The 22,001-nt window shown below is 40.1% G+C and carries 19 protein-coding genes, 2 tRNA genes and 1 other RNA gene; 8 read left to right on the top strand and 14 right to left on the bottom strand.

From position 1 onward, the window contains the following. Positions 1 to 130 precede the first annotated feature (130 nt). Genes AMD27_RS04655 through sdhC form a run of 4 tightly spaced genes read right to left on the bottom strand, consistent with a single transcriptional unit; the run spans position 131 to position 3,530 of the window. Positions 131 to 841: a succinate dehydrogenase iron-sulfur subunit gene (locus AMD27_RS04655; protein WP_067657014.1), complete on the bottom strand. Its 711-nt coding sequence runs from the start codon at positions 839 to 841 to the stop codon at positions 131 to 133. Positions 842 to 855: 14 nt separating this feature from the next. Beyond that, positions 856 to 2,754 (bottom strand): FAD-binding protein, encoded by a 1,899-nt coding sequence (locus tag AMD27_RS04650; RefSeq protein ID WP_067657011.1) that lies wholly within the window; start codon positions 2,752 to 2,754, stop codon positions 856 to 858. A gap of 12 nt (positions 2,755 to 2,766) precedes the next feature. Continuing rightward, positions 2,767 to 3,132 carry a succinate dehydrogenase, hydrophobic membrane anchor protein gene (gene sdhD, locus AMD27_RS04645; protein ID WP_067657007.1) on the bottom strand — a complete coding sequence of 122 codons (366 nt, stop codon included), beginning with the start codon at positions 3,130 to 3,132 and terminating at the stop codon, positions 2,767 to 2,769. Continuing rightward, positions 3,132 to 3,530 carry a succinate dehydrogenase, cytochrome b556 subunit gene (sdhC, locus tag AMD27_RS04640; RefSeq protein ID WP_067657003.1) on the bottom strand — a complete coding sequence of 133 codons (399 nt, stop codon included), beginning with the start codon at positions 3,528 to 3,530 and terminating at the stop codon, positions 3,132 to 3,134. The genes sdhD and sdhC overlap by 1 nt, the downstream gene beginning before the upstream one ends. 1,029 nt (positions 3,531 to 4,559) lie before the next feature. Between sdhC and gltA the strand changes: the two genes are divergently transcribed. The 3 genes from gltA (at position 4,560) to AMD27_RS04625 (ending at position 9,385) form a co-directional block, all read left to right on the top strand. Then, positions 4,560 to 5,837: a citrate synthase gene (gene gltA, locus AMD27_RS04635; RefSeq protein ID WP_067657000.1), complete on the top strand. Its 1,278-nt coding sequence runs from the start codon at positions 4,560 to 4,562 to the stop codon at positions 5,835 to 5,837. A 209-nt stretch (positions 5,838 to 6,046) separates the two neighbouring features. Further along, positions 6,047 to 7,579 (top strand): peptide MFS transporter, encoded by a 1,533-nt coding sequence (locus tag AMD27_RS04630; protein WP_067656997.1) that lies wholly within the window; start codon positions 6,047 to 6,049, stop codon positions 7,577 to 7,579. Between the two features lie 3 nt (positions 7,580 to 7,582). Next, positions 7,583 to 9,385: an aminopeptidase P family protein gene (locus AMD27_RS04625; protein ID WP_067656994.1), complete on the top strand. Its 1,803-nt coding sequence runs from the start codon at positions 7,583 to 7,585 to the stop codon at positions 9,383 to 9,385. Between the two features lie 86 nt (positions 9,386 to 9,471). Here the strand turns inward: AMD27_RS04625 and AMD27_RS04620 are convergent, their stop codons facing one another. The 3 genes from AMD27_RS04620 to AMD27_RS04610 all read right to left on the bottom strand — a co-directional run bounded on the left by AMD27_RS04620 (position 9,472) and on the right by AMD27_RS04610 (position 13,046). Next, positions 9,472 to 10,926 (bottom strand): flavin-containing monooxygenase, encoded by a 1,455-nt coding sequence (locus AMD27_RS04620; protein WP_067662770.1) that lies wholly within the window; start codon positions 10,924 to 10,926, stop codon positions 9,472 to 9,474. A 243-nt stretch (positions 10,927 to 11,169) separates the two neighbouring features. Next, positions 11,170 to 12,015 carry an SDR family NAD(P)-dependent oxidoreductase gene (locus AMD27_RS04615; protein ID WP_067656991.1) on the bottom strand — a complete coding sequence of 282 codons (846 nt, stop codon included), beginning with the start codon at positions 12,013 to 12,015 and terminating at the stop codon, positions 11,170 to 11,172. 74 nt (positions 12,016 to 12,089) lie between these two features. Further along, positions 12,090 to 13,046, bottom strand: coding sequence for a metal-dependent hydrolase (locus AMD27_RS04610; RefSeq protein WP_067656988.1), 957 nt, complete (start codon positions 13,044 to 13,046; stop codon positions 12,090 to 12,092). Between the two features lie 331 nt (positions 13,047 to 13,377). On the opposite strand from AMD27_RS04610, the gene AMD27_RS04605 reads away from it, so the two are divergent. The 3 genes from AMD27_RS04605 (at position 13,378) to AMD27_RS04595 (ending at position 16,791) form a co-directional block, all read left to right on the top strand. Continuing rightward, a complete protein-coding gene (locus AMD27_RS04605) occupies positions 13,378 to 13,887 on the top strand; it encodes a hypothetical protein (protein WP_067656985.1) in 510 nt (169 codons plus the stop codon). A gap of 269 nt (positions 13,888 to 14,156) precedes the next feature. Beyond that, positions 14,157 to 15,782: an NAD+ synthase gene (locus tag AMD27_RS04600; protein ID WP_067656982.1), complete on the top strand. Its 1,626-nt coding sequence runs from the start codon at positions 14,157 to 14,159 to the stop codon at positions 15,780 to 15,782. Then, on the top strand, positions 15,775 to 16,791 hold the full coding sequence (locus AMD27_RS04595; RefSeq protein WP_228140705.1) for a hypothetical protein: 1,017 nt from the start codon (positions 15,775 to 15,777) through the stop codon (positions 16,789 to 16,791). Before AMD27_RS04600 ends, AMD27_RS04595 begins: the two co-directional genes overlap by 8 nt. A gap of 71 nt (positions 16,792 to 16,862) precedes the next feature. Here AMD27_RS04595 and AMD27_RS04590 read toward each other — a convergent pair. Further along, positions 16,863 to 16,939: transfer RNA gene (locus tag AMD27_RS04590), tRNA-Met, on the bottom strand. Between the two features lie 162 nt (positions 16,940 to 17,101). Between AMD27_RS04590 and AMD27_RS04585 the strand changes: the two genes are divergently transcribed. Then, entirely contained in the window at positions 17,102 to 17,509 is a 408-nt protein-coding gene (locus AMD27_RS04585; RefSeq protein ID WP_067656976.1) for a hypothetical protein, read from the top strand. Positions 17,510 to 18,152: 643 nt separating this feature from the next. Here AMD27_RS04585 and AMD27_RS04575 read toward each other — a convergent pair. The 4 genes from AMD27_RS04575 to coaD form a co-directional block, all read right to left on the bottom strand. Further along, positions 18,153 to 18,229, bottom strand: a tRNA-Met gene (locus tag AMD27_RS04575). Between the two features lie 72 nt (positions 18,230 to 18,301). Continuing rightward, positions 18,302 to 18,683: RNase P RNA component class A (gene rnpB / locus AMD27_RS04570), an RNA gene on the bottom strand. Between the two features lie 28 nt (positions 18,684 to 18,711). Next, a complete protein-coding gene (locus tag AMD27_RS04565) occupies positions 18,712 to 18,975 on the bottom strand; it encodes a YfhL family 4Fe-4S dicluster ferredoxin (RefSeq protein ID WP_067656971.1) in 264 nt (87 codons plus the stop codon). A 1-nt stretch (position 18,976) separates the two neighbouring features. Continuing rightward, on the bottom strand, positions 18,977 to 19,468 hold the full coding sequence (gene coaD, locus AMD27_RS04560) for a pantetheine-phosphate adenylyltransferase (RefSeq protein ID WP_067656968.1): 492 nt from the start codon (positions 19,466 to 19,468) through the stop codon (positions 18,977 to 18,979). Positions 19,469 to 19,609: 141 nt separating this feature from the next. On the opposite strand from coaD, the gene smpB reads away from it, so the two are divergent. After that, complete coding sequence (gene smpB, locus AMD27_RS04555) at positions 19,610 to 20,086, top strand: SsrA-binding protein SmpB (RefSeq protein WP_067656964.1); 477 nt, start codon at positions 19,610 to 19,612, stop codon at positions 20,084 to 20,086. A 64-nt stretch (positions 20,087 to 20,150) separates the two neighbouring features. On the opposite strand, the gene AMD27_RS04550 is transcribed toward smpB, so the two are convergent. Together AMD27_RS04550 and AMD27_RS19030 are read right to left on the bottom strand one after the other, a co-directional pair. Further along, a complete protein-coding gene (locus tag AMD27_RS04550) occupies positions 20,151 to 21,410 on the bottom strand; it encodes a hypothetical protein (protein WP_228140704.1) in 1,260 nt (419 codons plus the stop codon). Beyond that, positions 21,391 to 21,612, bottom strand: a complete 222-nt coding sequence (locus AMD27_RS19030) for a hypothetical protein (protein ID WP_228140703.1) — start codon at positions 21,610 to 21,612, stop codon at positions 21,391 to 21,393. Before AMD27_RS19030 ends, AMD27_RS04550 begins: the two co-directional genes overlap by 20 nt. Positions 21,613 to 22,001 lie beyond the last annotated feature (389 nt).

Below are 22,001 nucleotides of genomic sequence, written 5' to 3'. Positions count from 1 at the left end.
ACCCCAGTATTTCACCGATTATTGGGTCATTTCTAACCACTTAAACTTGTTGTCCAAAAAATGAGGCTTGATCTTATTTTTTGCATAAAAAAAAGCACACTTTACAGTGTGCCTTTTTCAAAGCCAAAGATTAACCTGCTTGATCAAACATCATATTACGGATGTGACCGATTGCTTTTGTCGGGTTCAAACCTTTAGGGCAAACAGACACGCAGTTCATAATGCCTTTACAACGGAATAAAGAGAATGGGTCATCAAGACGAGCCAAACGATCTTGCGTTGCTGTATCACGCGAGTCAATAATGAAGCGGTATGCATTCAAAAGTGCAGATGGGCCTAAGAATTTATCAGGATTCCACCAGAACGACGGGCATGCTGTTGAACAACACGCACAAAGGATACACTCATACAAACCATCAAGATGTTCACGCTCTTCAGGAGACTGTAAACGCTCTTTCGGTGGCGCAGGCTGATTGTTAATCAGGAACGGTTGAATTTTGTCATACTGATCGTAGAACTGATTCATATCGACCACCAAGTCTTTCACAACTGGAAGACCAGGCAATGGACGAACAGTAATCACGTCAGGCAAATCGTTTAGATTCCAAAGACATGCCAAACCGTTTTTACCATTGATGTTCACACCATCTGAACCACAAATACCTTCACGACAAGAGCGACGGAATGTGAGTGACTCATCTTCAACTTTTAATGCCAAAAGTGCATCAAGCAACATACGGTGCTTATCTGTCAACTCAAGTTTAAATGTTTGCATGTACGGTGCTTTATCCTTATCAGGATCATAGCGGTAGATATTAAATGTACGAATACCTCTACTCATCTCATTTCTCCCAATTAGAACGTACGTGGTTTAGGTGGAATAGCGTCAACCGACAATGGACGGTAACGTACAGGCTTGTACTCAAGACGGTTGTCCGATGAATACCATAAAGTATGCTTCATCCACTCATCATCACGACGGCCATAAGAATATGTTGGGTGATCAGGTGGTAGCTCAAAGTCTACAACCGTATGCGCACCACGACACTCTTTACGCGCAGCCGCTGAAATAAGCGTTGCTTTAGCAACTTCATACAAGTTTTCAACTTCCAAAGCTTCAACACGTGCTGTGTTAAATACTTTAGATTTGTCTTTCAAATGAATGTTACGAATACGTGGCTCAAGGGCAAGAATTTCTTTTACACCCTTTTCAAGTAGTGCAGTTGTACGGAATACACCCGCATGGTCCTGAACGATATCACGAATAGCATCAGCAACATCTTGTGCGTTTTCACCTGAAGTCGATTCGTCAAGTTTACGAATACGTGCAACAGTTTGCTCAAGTACAGTTGTTGGAAGTGGCTCATACTCATCACCGTGATGTTTAGTCACGTAATCGATGATGTGTTGACCCGCAGCTTTACCAAATACAACCAGATCAAGCAGTGAGTTGGTACCTAAACGGTTTGCACCGTGTACAGATACACATGAACATTCGCCAATAGCGTAGAAACCTTTTACAGGTTTAGTGAAGTTACGCTCACCCGCATTGTGTGAATATACATCAGTGTCTTTATCATAGCTTGCTTTAAACGCCAATGTCTCAGGGCTTTCAGGCAATACAACTTGACCATGAATGTTTGTAGGAATACCGCCCATTTGATAATGGATTGTAGGCACTACAGGAATTGGCTGTTTCGTGATATCAACGTTCGCAAATTTCTTACCAATCTCGAATACAGATGGAAGACGCTTCATGATCGTTTCAGCACCCAAGTGCGTCATATCAAGTAAAATGTGATCTTTCTTCGGACCACAACCACGACCTTCCTTAATTTCTTGATCCATAGAACGTGATACGAAGTCACGTGGCGCCAAGTCTTTAAGCGTCGGAGCATAGCGTTCCATGAACGGCTCGCCCGAATCGTTACGAAGGATTGCACCCTCACCACGACAACCTTCAGTCAACAATACGCCTGCGCCAGCCACACCCGTTGGGTGGAACTGCCAGAATTCCATATCTTGTAATGGAATACCTGCACGCGCTGCCATACCAAGACCATCGCCCGTATTGATATAAGCGTTTGTAGATGCACGGTAAACACGACCCGCACCACCCGTTGCAAACAAGGTCGCTTTCGCTTGGAAAACTGCAATTTTACCGGTTTCTTGGTCAATTGCGGTAACACCAAGCACATCACCTGCTTCGTTACGAATAAGATCAAGTGCGATCCACTCTACGAAGAACTGAGTACCCATTTTGACGTTGCTTTGGTAAAGCGTATGAAGCAGTGCGTGACCAGTACGATCGGCAGCAGCACATGCACGAGGCACAGCTTTTTCGCCATAATTCGCAGAGTGACCACCAAATGGACGTTGGTAAATTGTACCGTCCGCATTACGGTCAAACGGCATACCCAAGTGTTCTAATTCATAAACCACTTGCGGCGCTTCACGCGTCATAAACTCGATTGCGTCTTGGTCACCTAACCAGTCCGAACCTTTTACAGTGTCATAGAAGTGATAGTGCCAGTTATCTTCTTGCATATTACCAAGAGATGCACCAATACCACCCTGCGCTGCTACAGTGTGCGAACGCGTTGGGAAAACTTTAGTCAGTACCGCAACTTTCAAACCAGCTTGAGCAAGTTGGTAAGACGCACGCATACCTGAACCACCCCCACCAACGATGACTGCATCGAAAGTTTCGTGTGGAATATTTGTGTAATCTTCTTTAGGGTTTATAGCGCCCATGATTGTTTCCTATCAATTCGCCCAAAAAATCTGGATCGCCCAGATTGCATATACCAACACAGCAATAATCACTGCTGAAGTCAGCACAATACGCAAACCATTCGCCGAAGGACCCATTTGACGAGTCGTCACATAGTCTGTGAATACTTGCCACATACCAATCCAAGCGTGTGCAACAAGAGATAAGACTGACAATAAAGACATAATCTTCATTGGCGTTGTCATCATGAAGCCATACCACTGTTCATAGCTGAATCCGCTGTTACACAAGATCCAACCCAAAACAACAACAGTATAAACAGCCAAAATAACAGCACTAACACGTTGAATGAACCAATCGCGCGAACCCGAACCTGTAAAGCCTGTAGCACTTTTCATTAGAGTACGATCCATACAAATGACGCAACGATACCGATTGCAGACAAGATTAATGCGATTGTAGATGCCATGCGACCACTTTCAAGCTCTTCAGCTACGCCAACGTCAGCAAGTAAATGCTTAACACCAGCGATAAAGTGGAAAATCAAGCCAGCTACAAATACCCATACGATAAAGCGCACAACAAAACCGTTCAAGATTTCTTGAACCTGTGCAAAACCTTCTGGCGATGACAAAGACTTGTCAAGAAGCCACAATAGTACCGGTACGAGTAAAAATACGATGACACCAGAAAGACGGTGTAGAATTGATGCAATAGCCACAGGGGATTTTAAGTTTACTTCTAAAACTTGACCCATGGACAAATTGACAGGTCTGTTGCTTTTCACAGCGGGCATCCTGTAAGTAAAAACTCCATCCGGAGTTTGTTGGAATTAATTCGAAGGAAAGCTGGCATTGTCAGGCATGTAAATGCCTAAACATTTATACGACACGGAATTATAAAACTTCCCCTATCAAAATACAAACACGCTAAAAGCCCAAAAAGAACAAAAAACAATTAAATAAGAATCATTTACATATATATTTAACTGTATACGAATAAATCTACAGTTTAATTTTAAGTTAAATTACTGTTTTTGAATAATTATTTCGGCATTTTAATGATATAAGTTTACTGTTTAATTTTCTGGGTTTCATATAGACTAAAGCACAATAACACCACATTTCATTCAAAAAAAATAATAAAATTTATTTTAATATCAGCCATATAGAACGCAATAGAGCAATTATAAGCAAATACATTAAGCATTATTAGAAAAAAGAATAAATTCTGCTTGTTTAGCAGATACTTTAGCTCTTTAGCTAAATTTCAATCAATTTTTTAGTCAATTATTCACCCCTAAATATCAAACTGGACACTCTAGATTTTAGGCAACAAAGACTTAAGCAGGTTAAAATCTCATTTGAGAGGCTTTGTATTTTGTTATTTTTTAACCAACCCTTTATTAAAATGAAAAAAAATATTTCAGGATGTTTCTGAATAGATGAAGAGAATATTTTATGACGAGAGCTTGTGTAAATTCTACGAATTCAGTCTTTTCAACGAATCCAAACTATTGATAAAAAGTATTAATATGTGCATTTAAAACGGCTTAAACCATTAAAATATACACGTTCTTCCCGATTTTTTCTGCACCTCTGGTTGAATTTGACTTATGATACTGCGGCGCTAGTGAAATGAGCTAGCCTGCAGCATAACTGTAAAAAAATCAGTCACTGTAGGTGGTCACTTTTATCCATAAGTATAATTGACAATTCTGGCCTACTCACTAAGCTTATAGCAAATTTAGACCCGTCAAGCCCGATTCCTAAAACAGATTATTTCGGGCGAGATAAAACATTCACCAGGACAGGAGATCTATTGAATGTCTGAAGCAACTGGCAAAAAAGCCGTATTACAGCTTGATGGCAAAGAAATTGAATTACCAATTTACAGCGGCACATTGGGCCCAGATGTAATCGACGTTAAAGATGTATTGGCCTCAGGTCACTTTACTTTTGATCCTGGTTTTATGGCAACAGCTGCATGTGAATCTAAAATCACATTCATCGACGGTGGTAAAGGTGTTCTTTTACATCGCGGCTATCCAATCGACCAATTGGCGACTAAAGCTGATTACTTAGAAACTTGCTACTTACTTTTAAACGGCGAGCTTCCAACAGCGGAACAAAAAACAGAATTTGACGCTAAAGTACGTAACCACACCATGGTTCACGATCAAGTTAGTCGTTTCTACAACGGTTTCCGTCGTGATGCGCATCCTATGGCGATCATGGTGGGTGTTGTTGGTGCGTTATCTGCGTTCTACCACAACAGCTTAGATATCGAAAATGTTGATCACCGTGAAATCACTGCGATCCGTTTGATTGCTAAGATTCCAACTTTGGCAGCTTGGAGCTACAAGTACACTATCGGTCAACCGTTTGTTTACCCACGTAATGACTTGAACTACGCTGAAAACTTCCTTCACATGATGTTCGCAACACCTGCTGATCGTGATTACAAAGTTGATCCGATTCTTGCTAAAGCAATGGATCGTATCTTCACACTTCATGCAGATCACGAACAAAATGCGTCAACGTCAACTGTACGTTTGGCAGGTTCTACGGGTGCAAATCCGTATGCATGTATTGCTGCGGGTATCTCTGCACTTTGGGGACCTGCTCACGGCGGCGCGAACGAAGCTGTTTTGACTATGCTTGATGAAATCGGCTCGGTAGAAAACGTTGCTGGCTTCATGGAAAAAGTAAAAACCAAAGAAGTTAAACTGATGGGCTTTGGTCACCGAGTTTACAAAAACTTCGATCCACGTGCGAAAGTAATGAAAGAGACCTGTGATGAAGTCCTTGCTGCTCTAGGCATCAATGATCCACAACTTGCTTTAGCGATGGAACTTGAACGTATTGCGTTGTCTGACGAATACTTCATCAAGCGTAACTTATACCCTAACGTAGACTTCTACTCAGGTATCATCCTTAAAGCGATTGGTATTCCAACGACGATGTTCACGGTCATCTTTGCACTTGCGCGTACTGTGGGCTGGATCAGCCACTGGTTAGAAATGCACAGCGGCCCGTACAAAATCGGTCGTCCACGTCAACTTTACACAGGTGAAGTTCAACGTGATATGGCAGATCGTTAATTCATTAAGCATTGAATAAATTAAAAACCACCCTTTAGGGTGGTTTTTTTTATGCTCGCTTCAAATGATTCAACATTAAGTTCCATTATTTTTAATGCCGCTTTAATGTGAATATTACAAATCTATAGCAATAACAAACAGCACAAACAAAACTTTTTTTTATATATTACAAAACTTATTCTTATTACTCATTTTCAAAGGATTTGAAGGTGCCAAATAATTTACAACAAAACGATCAAGCATTTTTCGGACACCCTAAACCGCTAAAAAGTTTATTTTTTACAGAACTCTGGGAACGCTTTTCATACTATGGCATCCGCCCTTTACTCATTCTTTATATGGCAGCCTTGGTATCTGAAGGAGGGTTAGGCTTAGACCGTCCTAGCGCCTCCGCAACAGTTGGACTGTTTGCTGGCTCTATGTATTTAATGACCATTTTAGGAGGTTGGGTCGCAGATAATTGGCTCGGGCAAGCAAAATCAGTTTGGTATGGCTCAATCATTATTGCTTTAGGACATCTTTCTATTGCGTTAACCGCACTATTTTCACCCTTCTTTTTCTATTTTGGGTTGGTCTTAATTGTCATTGGTTCAGGACTGTTTAAAACCTGTATTTCTGTAATTGTCGGTACACTTTATTCGGCCCAAGATTCTAGACGTGATGCAGGATTTTCCATTTTTTATATGGGCATTAACCTCGGATCATTCATCGCACCCCTACTCACGGGTTTCTTGATCAAAGATTATGGATGGCACATTGGCTTTGGGATCGGTGGCATCGGAATGTTAATTGCTTTGGTCATTTTCAGATGGATTGCTGTTCCACAACTTGAACATACAAATACACTCAATGGTCAAGCCAATACTTGGAATTCCGCTGTCAACGATAATCCCAACGCACCCAAGTGGGTCATGCTCTTTTTAAGTATCGTTGCCGTCATCGTTGGTCTCACTGCGACGGGCGTCATTCAAGTCAACCCAATCGCTGTGGTGACTTACCTCACCATCAGCATTTGTATCATTGTGGCGAGTTATTTTAGTTATTTATATTTTTTTACGCATTTAGAAAGTATAGATAAGAAAAAGATTTTGATTTGTTTGGTACTTTTTGTAGCAGCTGCATTGTTTTGGGCAGCATTTGAGCAAAAACCAACATCATTTAATCTATTTGCACAAGATTTTACAGATCGTCATGTTTTAGGTTTTGAAGTACCTGCTGTTTGGTTTCAATCTGCCAATCCTTTATTCATCATTATCTTTGCACCAGTCGCAGCATGGTTATGGGTGAAACTGGGCAAACGTAATAAAGACCCAAGCTATATCAGCAAATTTATTATTGCCTTGTTGTTGGCTGCTGCTGGCTTTTTAGTGATGACATTTGCAAGTTATTCGGTACTTAATCATCCAAATAGTTTGGTTTCACCGATGTGGCTGATCAGCACGCTCCTGCTCATGACTTTAGGTGAAATTTGCTTAAGCCCTGTAGGTCTTTCTACCATGACCAAACTTGCTCCCACCATAATGCGTGGTCAAATCATGGGACTTTGGTTCACAGCTTCAGCACTTGGCAATTTAATGGCAGGTTTAATTGGCGGTCATGTTTCAGCCAGTGAAATTGCAAATTTACCTACTTTATTCCTACGCTGTGTAATCGCACTGCTCATTGGTGCTATTGTGCTATTTCTTCTTAGAAAACCCATTTTAAAATTAGTCAACGATTGCCATGAACAAAAAGCAGGTTAAAGCATGAGTCTAAATAGCATTCCCGAAAAATTAGTGCTACTCCGTCAAAAAATGCGCTCTGAAAATGTAGATGTGTTTATTGCCATGAGTGCAGATCCGCACATGTCGGAATACTTAGCTGAGTTTTGGAAAGTTCGATTGTGGCTGACAGGTTTTACCGGCTCTGTGGGTACCATCTTGGTTACGGCAGATTTTGCTGGATTATGGGTCGATGGTCGTTACTGGGTTCAAGCAGAGCAACAATTGGTGAATACAGGCTTTGAACTACAGAAACAAACAACGAATCCTGACTCTACACATCTTGCTTGGTTAACTAAAAATCTTAAAGCAAATGCATTCATTTCTGTAAATGGTCAAACCATTTCCGCACAACAATTTGCAGATTTAGAAAAAATAGCTCAACTCGGTAATTTTAACATTTCTACTCAAATTGACTTAATATCCGAAATTTGGGCAGACCGACCTGCACTACCGAATCAAATGATTTGGCAAATGCCAGAGGGTCTAAATGCCTTAACACGTGCTGAAAAGATCCAAGCGATTCGTTTAAAAATAACTGAGTCAAATGCTTCAGCGCATTTCATTTCAGCTTTAGATGATATTGCATGGCTTTTGAACTGTCGTGGAAAAGACGTTGAGTACAATCCTGTATTCTTGGCACACCTTTGGATTGAGGCTGAGCACGTTTTTTTATTTATTGATACGACTAAAGTTTCGGAACAACTCAAAGACAACCTCATTGCAGATGGTGTTCAAATACTACCTTATATAGAAAGTCATGCTTTTCTCAGCGCACAGCAAAATCAAACCGTGCTGATTGACCCTGCTAAAGTTTCGATTCTACATGTACAACAAATAGCTAAAAATAACCGTTTGATTGAGCAAATAAATCCATCCACTTTATTCAAATCACGAAAGCATCCTTCTGAAATTGCACATATTCGCAATGCCATGCAAAAGGATGGTGTTGCACTGTGTCATTTTTTCCACTGGTTAGAAAATGCTTTAGCATCAAAGCAAAATATTTCTGAACTCACCATCGATGAAAAAATCACGGCTTTTCGTGCGGAACAACCAGGTTTTATTGGGCTAAGTTTTTCAACCATTGCAGGCTTTAATGAAAATGGTGCCTTGCCACACTACCGAGCAACCGAAGAGCACTACAGTCAAATTTCAGGCAATGGCTTCCTGCTAATCGATTCTGGCGGTCAATATGTGGATGGCACGACCGACATTACGCGTGTGGTTCCTGTAGGTCAGCTTACAGCGCAACAACGGCGTGACTACACCCTTGTTCTAAAATGTCATATCGCTTTGGCACAAACCACTTACCCTGAAGGTCTACAATCACCACTGCTCGATGCAATCTCTAGACAATCCTTATGGAAATATGGTTTAGATTATCGCCACGGAACAGGTCACGGCGTTGGTTTTGCTTTGAATGTACACGAAGGCCCTCAAGTGTTGTCTTATTACGCCCCTGTGACTGAACATACGCGCTTACGTGAAGGCATGATTATCTCCAATGAACCTGGTTTATATCATGCAGGACAATACGGTATTCGGATTGAAAACCTAGTCGTTAATCAGCTCAAACCATTAGATGATGATAGCTACGGCGAATTCCTTGAATTTGAAACACTGACTGTATGTCCGATTCATCTGGACCCCATTGATCTGGCGCTTTTAGATGACAGTGAAAAAAAATGGTTAAATGAATACCATCAAATGGTTTTTGAAAAATTGTCTCCCTTATTAAAGGGTGATGTCTTGGCTTGGTTAACACATCATACACGTGCAATTTAACTGCACGCTAAACCCACTCCTTGTATATAAAAAAGCCTGAATCAACATTCAGGCTTTTTTATCATTTACTCGTTCAAAATCTTAAATTAAGCGGCATCATAGTGATTCAATTCCAATGTTTTAAGCTGTTGTTTGAGTTTCTTCAGCGACCATGGCCATGCAGCAAAGTTTCGACCATTGACATCTAAATAATAACTCTTACAACCACCAGCATTAAATACTGTGGTTTTCAGATGTTTTTGCAGCAGATAATTATGCTTATCTAGCACATCTTTCTTAATTTGAATTTGCTTAATATTTTTAGACTTCATTTTTACCAAGCCATCGATAATATATTGAATTTGTGCTTCAGCAATGCCAATAAATGAATCATAGACCAAAATATTTGGTCCCAGAACCAAAAAGGCATTCGGCAAGCCTTCAATACTGGTGCCCAAGTACGCTTCTGGCGATGAACCTTTCCATCGATCTGCGAGCAATTTACCTTCAATATCATAGACGCGCTTACCAATGGGCGGATGTGACACTTCAAACCCAGTGCCCCAGATAATCACATCGACTTCATGGCGCTCACCATTGGCAGAAACGACTGTATTCCCATCAATTTCAACCAAACCATGCGGAATCAAACTGACATTGTCTTGTTGCAAAGCTGGATAATAATTATTGGCAAACAGTAAACGCTTACAGCCAATATCGAAATTAGGCGTCACGTCTTTACGTAATTGCTCATCTTCAATTTGAAGTTTAAGCAACTGACGACTCAATAGATTGATTGGTTTTAATACTTTTGGATTGCGTAAACCAAAATTAATCCCATTTAAAATTTGCGCAATACTGCCCCGCCATGTCTTTTGGATCATTGGAAAGCGCTTAATCACACCTTTGGCGGCATCACTTAAATCCATGTCTGCTTTTGGCAGCACCCACGGTGCAGTTCTTTGAAAGACGAATAACTCTTTTGCCAGTGGTTGCACTTGTGGAATAAATTGAATCGCGGATGCCCCTGTTCCAATCACGGCGACACGCTTACCTGTCAAATCATAATCATGATTCCAACGTGCCGAATGAAACATTTCTCCTTTAAAGGTCTCAATCCCTTTTAGTTTTGGCAAAGAGGGTTCCGTGATCGGACCCGTGGTGAATATAACGGTCTTCGCTTGATACATGCCTTTTGATGTTTCTAAGCTCCAAATTGCTTTGGCTTGATCCCATTTTGCAGTTTTAAGTTCATTGTTTAATTCAATCTTTTTATTTAAATCGAATTTACGCGTTACATTCTCTAAATAACTTAGAATTTCAGGCTGTTTGGCAAATAAATGACTCCACTTATGGCTTGGCGCAAAAGAGAAAGAATAAAGCGCAGAAGGAACATCACAACCACAACCGGGATAGTCGTTGTCACGCCATGTTCCACCTACTCGATCCGCTTTCTCTAGTACCACGTAATCATGATAGCCTGCTTGATTCATCTTATATGCCGCAGCAATACCAGAGATGCCTGCACCCACCACAATCGTGTCATAAATATGTATGTTCATATTCACTTTAGCATCTGAATTTGATTGTTGTTTTTGCTCTGCATCTTGGGTTGAACTACTCTCTGTTAATGAGTTTGCAATAAGATGAACTGGCGCTACTTTTAACTTATTATCAACAACATTCTGAGTGGTACTTTCTTTCACTGTAGCTTTTGATTTTTGTTTTGCTTGATTTTGATTGGTCATTTTTATGTCTCACTCACTGAATCTGAATCATTATTTCAAACACTTCATTCTGATCTTTTATTTCACAAATTTTTTAAAGAGCGGATAGCCCATACCCAGCATCTTTGCGTACAGCGCAGGTGAAGCGCGCTTCATGAGCCAAAATAGCTTTGCATCAGGTTGAGGAATGGTATAGAGCTTGCCAGCATCTAAGTTATTTAAGGTTTTCTGCGCCACTTGATCACTGGTCACAAAAGCATGGTTTTGCAATAAATCATCCGCTTTACCCGAGTACTGCTTAGGCAAACGTCCATTTTTCATAATATTGGTGGGTACCAGTGTAGGACACAGCACATTGACTCGAATATTGTCAGGATACAGCTCTGCCGATAAGGTTTCTGAGAGAGCTAAAACACTGGACTTGGTGACGTTATACGCTGTCATTTCAGGTGCAGCTGTATATCCTGCTGCTGACGCAACATTAATGATTGCACCATAGCCTTGCTTTTTAAATTTAGGCACAAAAAAGTGACACCCGTGAATCACCCCCCATAGATTGACATGCATACACCATTGCCAATCATCGAGAGAGACTTCATCAAATTTACCGCCTAAGCCAACACCTGCATTGTTAATCAGTAAGGTGACCGGATGGTTTAGCACCTTTTCAGCTTGCTCAGAGAGTGCTTGAACAGCAGTTTTGTCGCCCACATCACAGACTATCGCATAAGCTTTTTGCCCTGTTTCTGCCTGAATGAGTTTTACCGTTTCCTCAGCCGCAGCCAAATTAATATCCGCACATATAACTTCCCCGCCACGACGTGCAAGTTCAAGCGAAAAGCTACGACCAATACCACTTCCAGCCCCCGTCACCACTGCATAGGCTTTGTGACTTGGTGTCCTTTTCTTTTTAAATAATCTCATATTGATTCCATTTTATTTTTTATACAGTCATTTGCAGTGTGACAACTCGTCACCGCTTCCCACTTAGCTAATCCTTAGCTTTTTAAAGCAGGTGTAAATTCTTTAACAAAATAAGGCGTCAATACACCATTCACTGGATTTAACAGTTTCTCTTTGTAGTAAGCCAAAAGTGCAGAAGTATCATGATCATTCGGATGAAAACTTGGACGTAAATAGTCAAAAATATGTCGAAGGGTGCTGCCATATACGCCATCTTTTAGACCAAAGATCAGTCCAGCACTACGGTACATATCTTTGTAATACGCCAAGCTGATTAGATTAGACGGTTTACGATAAAACGGAACCAAAAGTGACGCCGCTGAGATCAGCACTAAAATCGTAATCAGCGCAGGAAAGAAGCCCGCCACACGTAATGCATAATTACCCGATAAATGCTGAAACACGTCATAGGCAATGTCTTTATGTTCAGACTCTTCCAACATGTGCCACATCCAAATCGCACGCTGTTTTTCATCTTGTGATTTAAAGAAAATCTCTTCATGGTTCATCATGTATTCAGCCAGCACCGCAGTAAAATGCTCAATACCCGCCATCAGCGAGAGTTTCATCGGTTGTGGTAAGCGGTTAAATCCATATTCAAAAATATTATGTGCAAGGAATCGAAATAATTTCACGGGTAAATCTACTTTTAAAAATACATCGTTTAATTCTTCATGCAGTTTTGAATGTAGTGCTTCTTGACCAATCAAAGAGGTCACACGCTGTTTCAATAATGGATCTTGTACCATATCGCGGTGATAACGCGCTGTATCAATCACCAGATCTTCACCGTAGGTCAAAAATATAGATAATGATGCAAAATATGCACTTGCCAGTTCAGCGTTTAAATAAAATTTGGGATCAATATCACGATGGTCAAAATCAAACTTCATGTGTCTAATCGGGATAATTTTAGACTGCTGAGCAGCATCGAACTTTGGACCTGCAAACAAATGTGCGAGCGACTTTTTTATAGGTTGAGCGAATAACATGGCGGATACTCTCTTCTAAACACGTGAATTCAATTCAATCCACCTTAAATGTGAATCAAACCTCGTATTTAGAAAATTACGCCAAAATACTCCTCACGCCATTTGCAAAATAGAACTTTCAATGTGCAAATAATACCTAATATGAATATTGTCTAACAAAATAAGCACTGAATGGGCATTTGAAGCAGCTTTTATGTCAATTCAGGACAGTAATGTTTAAAGCAGTGAGATAACACGTTTTGCAACTTTTTGCTTTAGTGTTATTTAGGCTACACTCCTAGAGAGAGCTTATGACTAAAACTGAGTGAAAAAGCATCATTGGAGTTCCTGTTTGAAATTATTACCTGAATTAATCCGCTTATTAAAATTAGATCGATTTCGATATCGTGGACTAACCTTGGGTGAGATTAAGCTGTGCCGCTCGGTTTATGCAGATTTGATTGAGTATGATCGTGTTAAAATCATGAATCATCCTTTTTTACCTTGGCAACCTAAGCATATGTTTATGGCACCCCAAGGCTATATTCATATTCGAAATGCGCATTTTAGTGCAGATTTTAGTCAGGAAAATCTAAGCTATAAATCCATATTCATCCATGAAATGGCTCATGTTTATCAGCACCAACAAGGCATCTCTGTATTGTTCCAAGGCGCGATTTTACAAACTGCATTTTATCTATCGATGGGCAAATACAATCCTTATCATTATCAGCTTAAAGACCATAAAGCGTTTCAAGATTATAATATTGAGCAACAAGGTGATATTGCCAAGGATATTTTTCTAGGCAAAATCCCGAATATTATTTTAAAATCGAACCGTGATGACTCCATTCATGGATGATGTGATTCTTAATATTTTTGATTTTGTGTAGGCTTCGTGTTGAATATTACTCACTTAACGCTAGTATATGATTTTTTTTTAGATAGAATACGTACAGGTCATAATTTTTGCCGTGCAAGAAATAAGATTTTTAATTTCATTTGTTGATGATTTTGATTTTTTCGCCCTTAGGCAGTGTTACTTTATCAGATGCATACGGCTGAATAATTATATTTATACGAATCAGCAAGTTGTGTATATTCAACCTATAGGAATAGGACTTGGTTTAAATGAATAGTTTTAAAATATCTCTTGCTCAATTCTCTCCACATACTGGCAATATCAACGCGAATGTTCAAAAAATGATTGAACTCGCCAATGAAGCCAAAGCACAACATGCAAATATTATCGTTTTTCCAGAATTATGCACCATTGGCTACCCTGCTGAAGACCTGTTATTACGCCCAAGTTTGATTAAACGCACGGCAACTGCATTTGAACAGTTGGCAGAAGTTAAAGACATTGTCATGGTGTTCGGTTTCGTGAATCAAACAGAAAGCGGGCATCGTTATAATTCTGCTGCGGTGATGAAAGACGGACAGGTTTTGGGTGTTTATAATAAACAAAACCTGCCCAACTACAGTGTGTTTGATGAAAAGCGTTATTTTGCAGAAGGTCATCAGCACCTTGTCTTTGAATACCTAGGTCATAAATTTGGCGTGCTTATTTGTGAAGATGTTTGGACCTTAGAAAGCGTTCAGCAACTGGCGAAATTGAATGTTGAAAGTATTCTGGTACTCAATGCGTCTCCTTATGAAGTCGGTAAACCGCAGCATCGTATTGTGACCTTGAAAGAACTTGCCAAACAGTTAAATGTCAATATTGTCTATGCCAACCAAGTCGGTGGTCAAGATGATCTGATCTTTGATGGCACCAGTTTTGTGATTAATCAATCAGGTGACGTGGCTTTAGAAGCGCCGAGCTTTAAAGAAGCGCTTTTCATTGTCGATTATGAGATTGAAACTAAAAGCTATAAAACAGCTGAAATTGCACCAAGCATAGACACCATTGCTGAAATTTACCAAGCCTTAGTCATGGCAACGCGTGACTATGTCGAGCGCTCTGGATTTACAGGGGTAATCTTAGGGTTATCTGGCGGAATCGATTCTGCTTTAACCCTAGCCATTGCAGTTGATGCGATTGGTGCAGATAAAGTTCAAGCGGTGATGATGCCGTATACCTATACCTCTCAAATCAGTGTTGAAGATGCAACTGAGCAAGCGAAGCGTCAAGGGGTAACCTTTGGTATTGCGGAAATTCATCCAATCGTAAACAGCTTTATGCAAACGCTACATCCCTTCTTTGGCAACTCTCCAGCAGATGCCACTGAAGAGAACTTACAAGCGCGTGCTCGTGGCACTTTGCTGATGGGTTTATCTAATAAATTTGGCAATTTGGTACTGGCAACAGGCAACAAATCTGAGTTGTCTGTAGGTTATTGCACATTATATGGCGATATGGTTGGCGGCTTTGCAGTCCTTAAAGACGTGTATAAGACCATTGTGTTTGAATTGGCGAAATATCGTAATAGCTTAGAAAAAGAGCCTGTGATTCCTGAGCGTGTGATTACCCGTCCACCTTCAGCCGAATTACGTCCTGATCAAAAAGATCAAGACTCGCTTCCGGCTTACGATATTTTGGATGCGATTTTATATGCGTATATCGAAGAAGACCTCAGTCAAGATGAGATTATTGAAAAAGGCTTTGATAAAGCTGTAGTAGAAAAAGTCATTCAACTGGTGGACCGTAACGAATATAAGCGTCGTCAAGGTGCGATTGGTCCACGTATCAGCTCACGCGCGTTCAGCCGTGAACGTCGTTACCCAATCGTCAATGGATGGAAAGCAGGTGTCTAATCAGGCACTTGCTCAACAACTTGCTCAAGCATTGATGCTTGAGCAGGTTCAATTTACCAAACAACAATTACTTGACTCAAATAACAACACTTATTTACAGCAGTTTGTGCATCGGGTTTATCAACAAGCAAATCAAATCTTACTTAAAGAGGTGATCCAGTGTCAGCAATTGCATGCTGTCGTAAATAAATATGCATTTGAACTCAATCTCGGCGCAGAACTCTTAGCGTTTATTGGCAATGTTTCACAGAAAATTCATCATTTTATTTTAAATACGCCGATGACTTTTCATGACCTACTGTCTGATGAATCTTTTGAAATCTGGCTGAATAAAATTTTAGAATTAGAACAAGTCCGCTTAAACGCCCAGACTTATCTTACGCAAAATTCTCAAGTTCAAAATATCAGTTTACAACTGGCCAATCAGATTGTGGAAAGCAACACCCCTTGGCTTGATCATTTGCGTAAACTGAAATTAGGTGAGCAAAGTTTAGGTTCTAAACTTCTCAGTCTTGTGCAAGAGCAACACTATCAAATTGAGCTCAAACTCGAACAACAGCTTGCTCAAGCCATTGTGAAGCAAATTGGCTTGGTGATTACGCTACCAAATGAAGAACTCGCGGAAATGGCATTGCAAATCTGGTCTGACCTCAAAACTCGCCCAGTTCGCGAAAGCTTTGCCCAGCTCAATGCCATTGACGTCGAAGAGTTTTTTATTTTGGTGTATGAGTTCTGGAAAGAATTACGTCAGACACCACAGATTCAAGCGATTATTTTACATGTGGTCGATGCTTTTTATGAGTCTTTCGCTGAGTATGACTTAAAAGCACTACTCAATGCTGTCGGTTTAGATGAGCAAGATTTACATGAGGAAACGCAGCGTTTTGCCCCTTATTTCCTAAGAGGCTTAGAGCAAGCTGAGCTGTTAGATACGCTTATTGAAGCATTGATCCAGCCGTTCTATCAATCAGATTCAACCCAAGAATTGATTCAACGCTTCCTTAAGTAGTAAATCTTCTTTTTAAATTATAATTTCGCGCACAAAAAAAGAGACCACGCGGTGAGCGTGGTCTATAAAAATGGTGGCTATGACGGGATTTGAACCTGTGACCCCCGCATTATGAGTGCGGTGCTCTAACCAACTGAGCTACATAGCCGTAACCTGTGCGCGCATTATCTAAATTTATATAAGTCCCGTCAAGCACTCAAAAATGCTTATGCTCATCCTTTGAGCAAATATGTGATAACTGTATATATTTAATACATTTTACTGGGTTTATTCATGCAAAATACTGATTAATCTAAAAAAGAGAAAAACCATGCATCTTAAGACCCTAGCACTACCATTCGTATTCATTGCGCTGAGCGCCTGCCAACTGATTAGTCCAATCTTTGTTGAATATAACGGGGTACGCCGTGATGTTGCAGATTGGATTAATCAGCAAAACTTGTTGAGCATGCAACAAAAACGAAGTTTGGTACAACTAAGTAAAGCTCAGCAAAAACTGGTCAATATTGATCGTATTTCCAATGAATCAAAGCTAAGTATTGCTAAAGAAAACTCTATCGCAATGCACTGTGCGCAGCTTCATTTAGAGCAATCACAAATCGAAGCCCTTCGAAGCCACATTTTTGCAAACCCCACTGAGCAAAATAGAATTTTAGAAAAATATGATCAAGAGTTTCCTAAACTTAGACTCGATCCAAATATGATTGAGTGTGAATAACTAAACTTTACGAGCTAAGCAATTAATTCATTTAATGCTTTTATTTAGCTTTATTCAACACGCATAGCCAGCAGAGCCTACACGATTGGATAACTCGTACCCAAGTTCTAAGAAGCAGCCAAACCTATCTCAAAATTAATCCGATCTGGAAAGATTATCTCTATCTGCTCGCATCATTACATCGATGATTCTAATCAGTTCAATATGGCAAGCTACACAGCGAGAGGCTCAAGACTTCTCTATACTAGGCTCTGATGTTCAAAACATTGAATTAAACACAAATCACATGTATATCGGTGATGCTGAATCTATTGATCAAATTTTAGTTTCTGATCTCAAGTCTATAAAAAAACTGATGACTCATTGGCAGCCATGTCTTTATTACAAAAATTTAATGATCAAAATTCTGAGTTTATAACTCGCAACAATGTCAATAAAACCCAACTCAACTACAGTTATCAATTTGGTTTAGTACGCATAAGTAATTCTATTACATATGATATTGTGGAAAATCGTGGTGTGATAACACTTACTCATTCAGGACAGGGACATTCGTTAAATTTGGGGTTTTAAGACTAAAATTTTGGAATGTCTTTTGGTAGACATAAAAAAAGACCTTGCTAGTGAGCAAGGTCTATAAAAATGGTGGCTATGACGGGATTTGAACCTGTGACCCCCGCATTATGAGTGCGATGCTCTAACCAACTGAGCTACATAGCCATAAACTGTGGGCGCATTATCTACTTGATTATGTTAATCGTCAAGTGATTTCAACACTGTTTGTTTAAATTTTGATGAAGTGAGCCGATAAGCCGGGTTCTGTCGTGAACGATCATTCCTCTAGGCGTACAATCACTCGTACGCTCAAGCGACCTACCCGAATCCAGCACGGGCCGTGCCTAATGGATTCCTATTTGGTCTTGCTTCTGGTGGGGTTTACCTTGCCGTGAACTGTTACCAGACACGCGGTGCGCTCTTACCGCACCCTTTCACCCTTACCATTTTCTAGGCTGACCCGAAGATCAGTTGCAAAATGGCGGTCTCCTCTCTGCTGCACTTGCCGTCGGCTTTCGCCGCCCAGGCGTTACCTGGCACCCTGCCCTATGAAGCCCGGACTTTCCTCCCCTGTTTCAATCACGAAGATCTACGCAGCAGCGATCGTCTAGCTCACTTCAAGTCGCGCATGTTAGCAAACTTTTGCACTAATTGCTCGCGCTTTTTTGAGCAATTAGCTTTTTATACTTTTCCATCAATGCCTCTTGGCTTTCCACATGATTAGGATCACGTGGAATGCAGTCGACTGGGCAGAAAAGTTCACATTGCGGTTTATCATGATGACCGACACACTCTGTGCACAAATCAGGATGAATCTCGTAGATCAGCTCCCCCATATAAATTGCCTCATTTGGGCATACGGGTTCACATACATCACAGTTAATACATTCATCGGTTATATATAAGGACACGCTACCAACCTTGCTGATGTTTACGTTCAAAAGCTTCGACCACAGCTTGGGGTACAAACTGAGTGACATCACCATTTAAACGTGCAATTTCACGTACCAATGTAGATGAAATAAAAGAATATTGCTCCGAAGGGGTCAAAAACACCGCTTCAAAATTTGAATCTAGACGGCGGTTCATATTCGCCAGTTGAAACTCATACTCAAAATCAGAGACTGCACGTAAGCCACGAAGGACTGCGGTGGCTTTCTGTTCTTGAAAAAAATTCACCAACAAACCGTCAAATCCTACAAACTCGACATTCGATAGATGACTTAAAGATGATTTCGCAAGTGAAACGCGCTCATCCAAACTAAATACAGGGTTTTTATGATGACCTATGGCAATCGCAACCACCACTTCATCAAACATTTTCGCTGCACGTGATACCAAATCGATATGCCCATTGGTAATGGGGTCAAATGTCCCTGGATAAATTACACGAGTTTTAGACATCTATTTATTCTCAAGTTTATTGTTTAGGTACATAGTTTAACAAAAACTTGTTTCATAGCGTACTCCCTCTTTAATATTGAAATGTCTTCACCTTGTGCGTGGTTTAAGGCAAAATATAACTAATCTTGGAATATTTGTATTATGTCGAAATCAATTGTCGTAAAAAAGAATAATGGTGGCACCATTGCGCTGAACAAACGCGCACGCCATGATTATTTTATTGAAGAAAAATTCGAAGCAGGTCTTTCATTGCAAGGCTGGGAAGTAAAGTCTCTACGCGCTGGGCGTATGAGTATTACAGAAAGCTATATTACCTTTAAAAATAATGAAGCTTTTCTTTTTGGTGCGCAAATTCAGCCGCTCCTGTCTGCATCAACGCATGTTGTACCTGAGGCAACACGTACACGTAAGCTGCTGTTGTCGCGTCGTGAACTGGAAAAGTTACAAGGTGCGATCAACCAAAAAGGCTACACTTGCGTTCCTTTAGCCTGCTATTGGAAAGGTCGTTTGGTCAAACTTGAAATTGCACTGGTGAAAGGTAAACAGTTGCATGATAAACGTGCTACAGAAAAAGACCGTGACTGGCAACGTGATAAAGCTCGAATTTTTCATAAATAATTATGAGATACATCGAAAAACCGCCGATATGGCGGTTTTTTAATGATCATTCAACGTCAAAAAATTAGCAGAATCTTAACGAACCATAACAGTTTGCGACCACTTCCTGATTACCTAGCTTTTGGTTGGTTAACTTAAAATAGACTGGATTAGAAGCAGATGCCGTATTTAAATCCGCCACAATCTTGGAAGTTAATGGATTATCTGCCAATAGACTCACAATCGCAGCAATACTAGTTGCTTCTGCCCGAGGTTTATTTACATAATCGGGCGTTAATGTTTGAGTTACGCGCTGCGCTACCTGTCCTAAAATATTATCATCCAATACAATAGGGTTGGTTACATCCAAATGCCCCAGTTCAACAGGTTTTGCAAATGACATCCACCAACCGGGCTGAGCAATATCAGAATTTGTCGAAATAGTTGATAAGCTGGTTTTGGTTGCATCATTTGAGCTTACGAAAGCACCTGGCCATAATAAGGCTATATCCTGTACAGACAAATAACCTCCTGTGCCTGTTAAAGGAATATTGTGAAACATGCTCAAGGACTGCTCGAAATCAATTTTCATATTCAAATTGGTAATGGCTGAATCTTGACCCATTTTAAATTTAGCGGTATCTTTCAATGCCGTAATTAACCCACAACCTCTTCCGCTTACATTATTACAATTTAAATCCACTTCAAGAACATCGTTGGTAAATAAACTGGATGGATACTGTCCTGCTGAATCGGCGGCGATTGGAATTTTATTAATAACAGTACGAATATTATTCACTGTAGCCTTAGTTTGACGTACTCCATTAATCGTAAATGGATTGATATTAAAGTTGGTTGAAACCGATGGCACGGTGATTCCAGTTGACCCAGTGGAGGTTGGTTTACTGACAAAGTTAATATCTGTATCTGCCAATAAACATGTACCCAAAATACCTGCACAGAGTCTAGCAACCCCTCCCAATTGTTGATTAGGCGTTAAACCAAATGTCGTTTGCTGGGTTTTGGCCGTTCCTGTGGTTCCCGCGATTCGCATAAATCCACTCAGGCTTTGTATACCATCGGTGCTGCTTGGATTGGCGCTATTATTTAAACCCGTAGTGAGTAAGGCATTAATGCTTTCTGCACTTAAACGAAAACCTCTTACTTCTCGTGTCGAAGCTGAGTTTGGATTCGTAATCGCAAATTCAATAAAAGGATTGGTTAAGACAGCACTTTCTGAAGGCCGACCAGTATTATATAGCGGATTACCCTTGCTATCATAATCATCAGGTAAACCAGAAAGTGAGAGGTTCTTAATATCAATATCACAAGCACCTCCCCCCATTAAATCCACCACAACCCAATTGCACATTTTGAATATTGGCATTTAGCTCAACATCAGCTTCTAAACCTAATTTGTAGAAGCCAACATTATTGTTAGAAATATTCTTCATAGGGTTGGCATTGTCTGCCGGGGCGAGATAAGACAAACTCATTAAAGCTTGCCCATTTACATCAGAAAGCTCACGATCAGATAAAGCCTGCATGGGCGAATCCACGACCGCATGTGTTAGCGATGACAGACTAATATAATAGGCGCAACAAAGCCAATCAAACATACTGATCTTTTTAGGATCATAATGACTCTCCATCTCATTTTATTTTTATGCTCGCTTAATCCATAAGCGACTTATATTATTAACACCTCTACAAAAAAAGCTCAATTTTATTCTTATTTAAGTAATGCACCTTATTCTTGACTGTTTTTGACAAGGCAAAAATAAAAAAATAATGTATTGATATTTAATTCTATTTAATAAATATCAACATAAACTACTTAAACACATTTCCGACGAGCGAACGATTTCCCCTATAAATTTTTATTAAGAATATGAAGACATAAAAAACTTCCTTTAAGAAAGTTTGAAATGGTGCC

Origin of the sequence: Acinetobacter sp. TGL-Y2 (assembly GCF_001612555.1) — a bacterium.
Lineage (GTDB): Bacteria > Pseudomonadota > Gammaproteobacteria > Pseudomonadales > Moraxellaceae > Acinetobacter.
Note: the sequence above shows the minus strand (reverse complement) of the source record. Positions and strands in the feature narration are given on the sequence as shown.

Excerpts from the sequence above, each read along its gene's own strand:
- AMD27_RS04620 (WP_067662770.1), bottom strand. The coding sequence starts at position 10,926 with ATGAACATACATATTTATGACACGATTGTGGTGGGTGCAGGCATCTCT.
- AMD27_RS04625 (WP_067656994.1), top strand. The coding sequence starts at position 7,583 with ATGAGTCTAAATAGCATTCCCGAAAAATTAGTGCTACTCCGTCAAAAA.
- sdhD (WP_067657007.1), bottom strand. The coding sequence starts at position 3,132 with ATGAAAAGTGCTACAGGCTTTACAGGTTCGGGTTCGCGCGATTGGTTC.
- gltA (WP_067657000.1), top strand. The coding sequence starts at position 4,560 with ATGTCTGAAGCAACTGGCAAAAAAGCCGTATTACAGCTTGATGGCAAA.
- AMD27_RS19030 (WP_228140703.1), bottom strand. The coding sequence starts at position 21,612 with ATGCAGGCTTTATCTGATCGTGAGCTTTCTGATGTAAATGGGCAAGCT.
- coaD (WP_067656968.1), bottom strand. The coding sequence starts at position 19,468 with ATGTCTAAAACTCGTGTAATTTATCCAGGGACATTTGACCCCATTACC.
- AMD27_RS04610 (WP_067656988.1), bottom strand. The coding sequence starts at position 13,046 with ATGTTATTCGCTCAACCTATAAAAAAGTCGCTCGCACATTTGTTTGCA.
- AMD27_RS04650 (WP_067657011.1), bottom strand. The coding sequence starts at position 2,754 with ATGGGCGCTATAAACCCTAAAGAAGATTACACAAATATTCCACACGAA.
- AMD27_RS04600 (WP_067656982.1), top strand. The coding sequence starts at position 14,157 with ATGAATAGTTTTAAAATATCTCTTGCTCAATTCTCTCCACATACTGGC.
- AMD27_RS04655 (WP_067657014.1), bottom strand. The coding sequence starts at position 841 with ATGAGTAGAGGTATTCGTACATTTAATATCTACCGCTATGATCCTGAT.
- AMD27_RS04585 (WP_067656976.1), top strand. The coding sequence starts at position 17,102 with ATGCATCTTAAGACCCTAGCACTACCATTCGTATTCATTGCGCTGAGC.
- smpB (WP_067656964.1), top strand. The coding sequence starts at position 19,610 with ATGTCGAAATCAATTGTCGTAAAAAAGAATAATGGTGGCACCATTGCG.
- sdhC (WP_067657003.1), bottom strand. The coding sequence starts at position 3,530 with ATGCCCGCTGTGAAAAGCAACAGACCTGTCAATTTGTCCATGGGTCAA.
- AMD27_RS04615 (WP_067656991.1), bottom strand. The coding sequence starts at position 12,015 with ATGAGATTATTTAAAAAGAAAAGGACACCAAGTCACAAAGCCTATGCA.
- AMD27_RS04550 (WP_228140704.1), bottom strand. The coding sequence starts at position 21,410 with ATGGGGGGAGGTGCTTGTGATATTGATATTAAGAACCTCTCACTTTCT.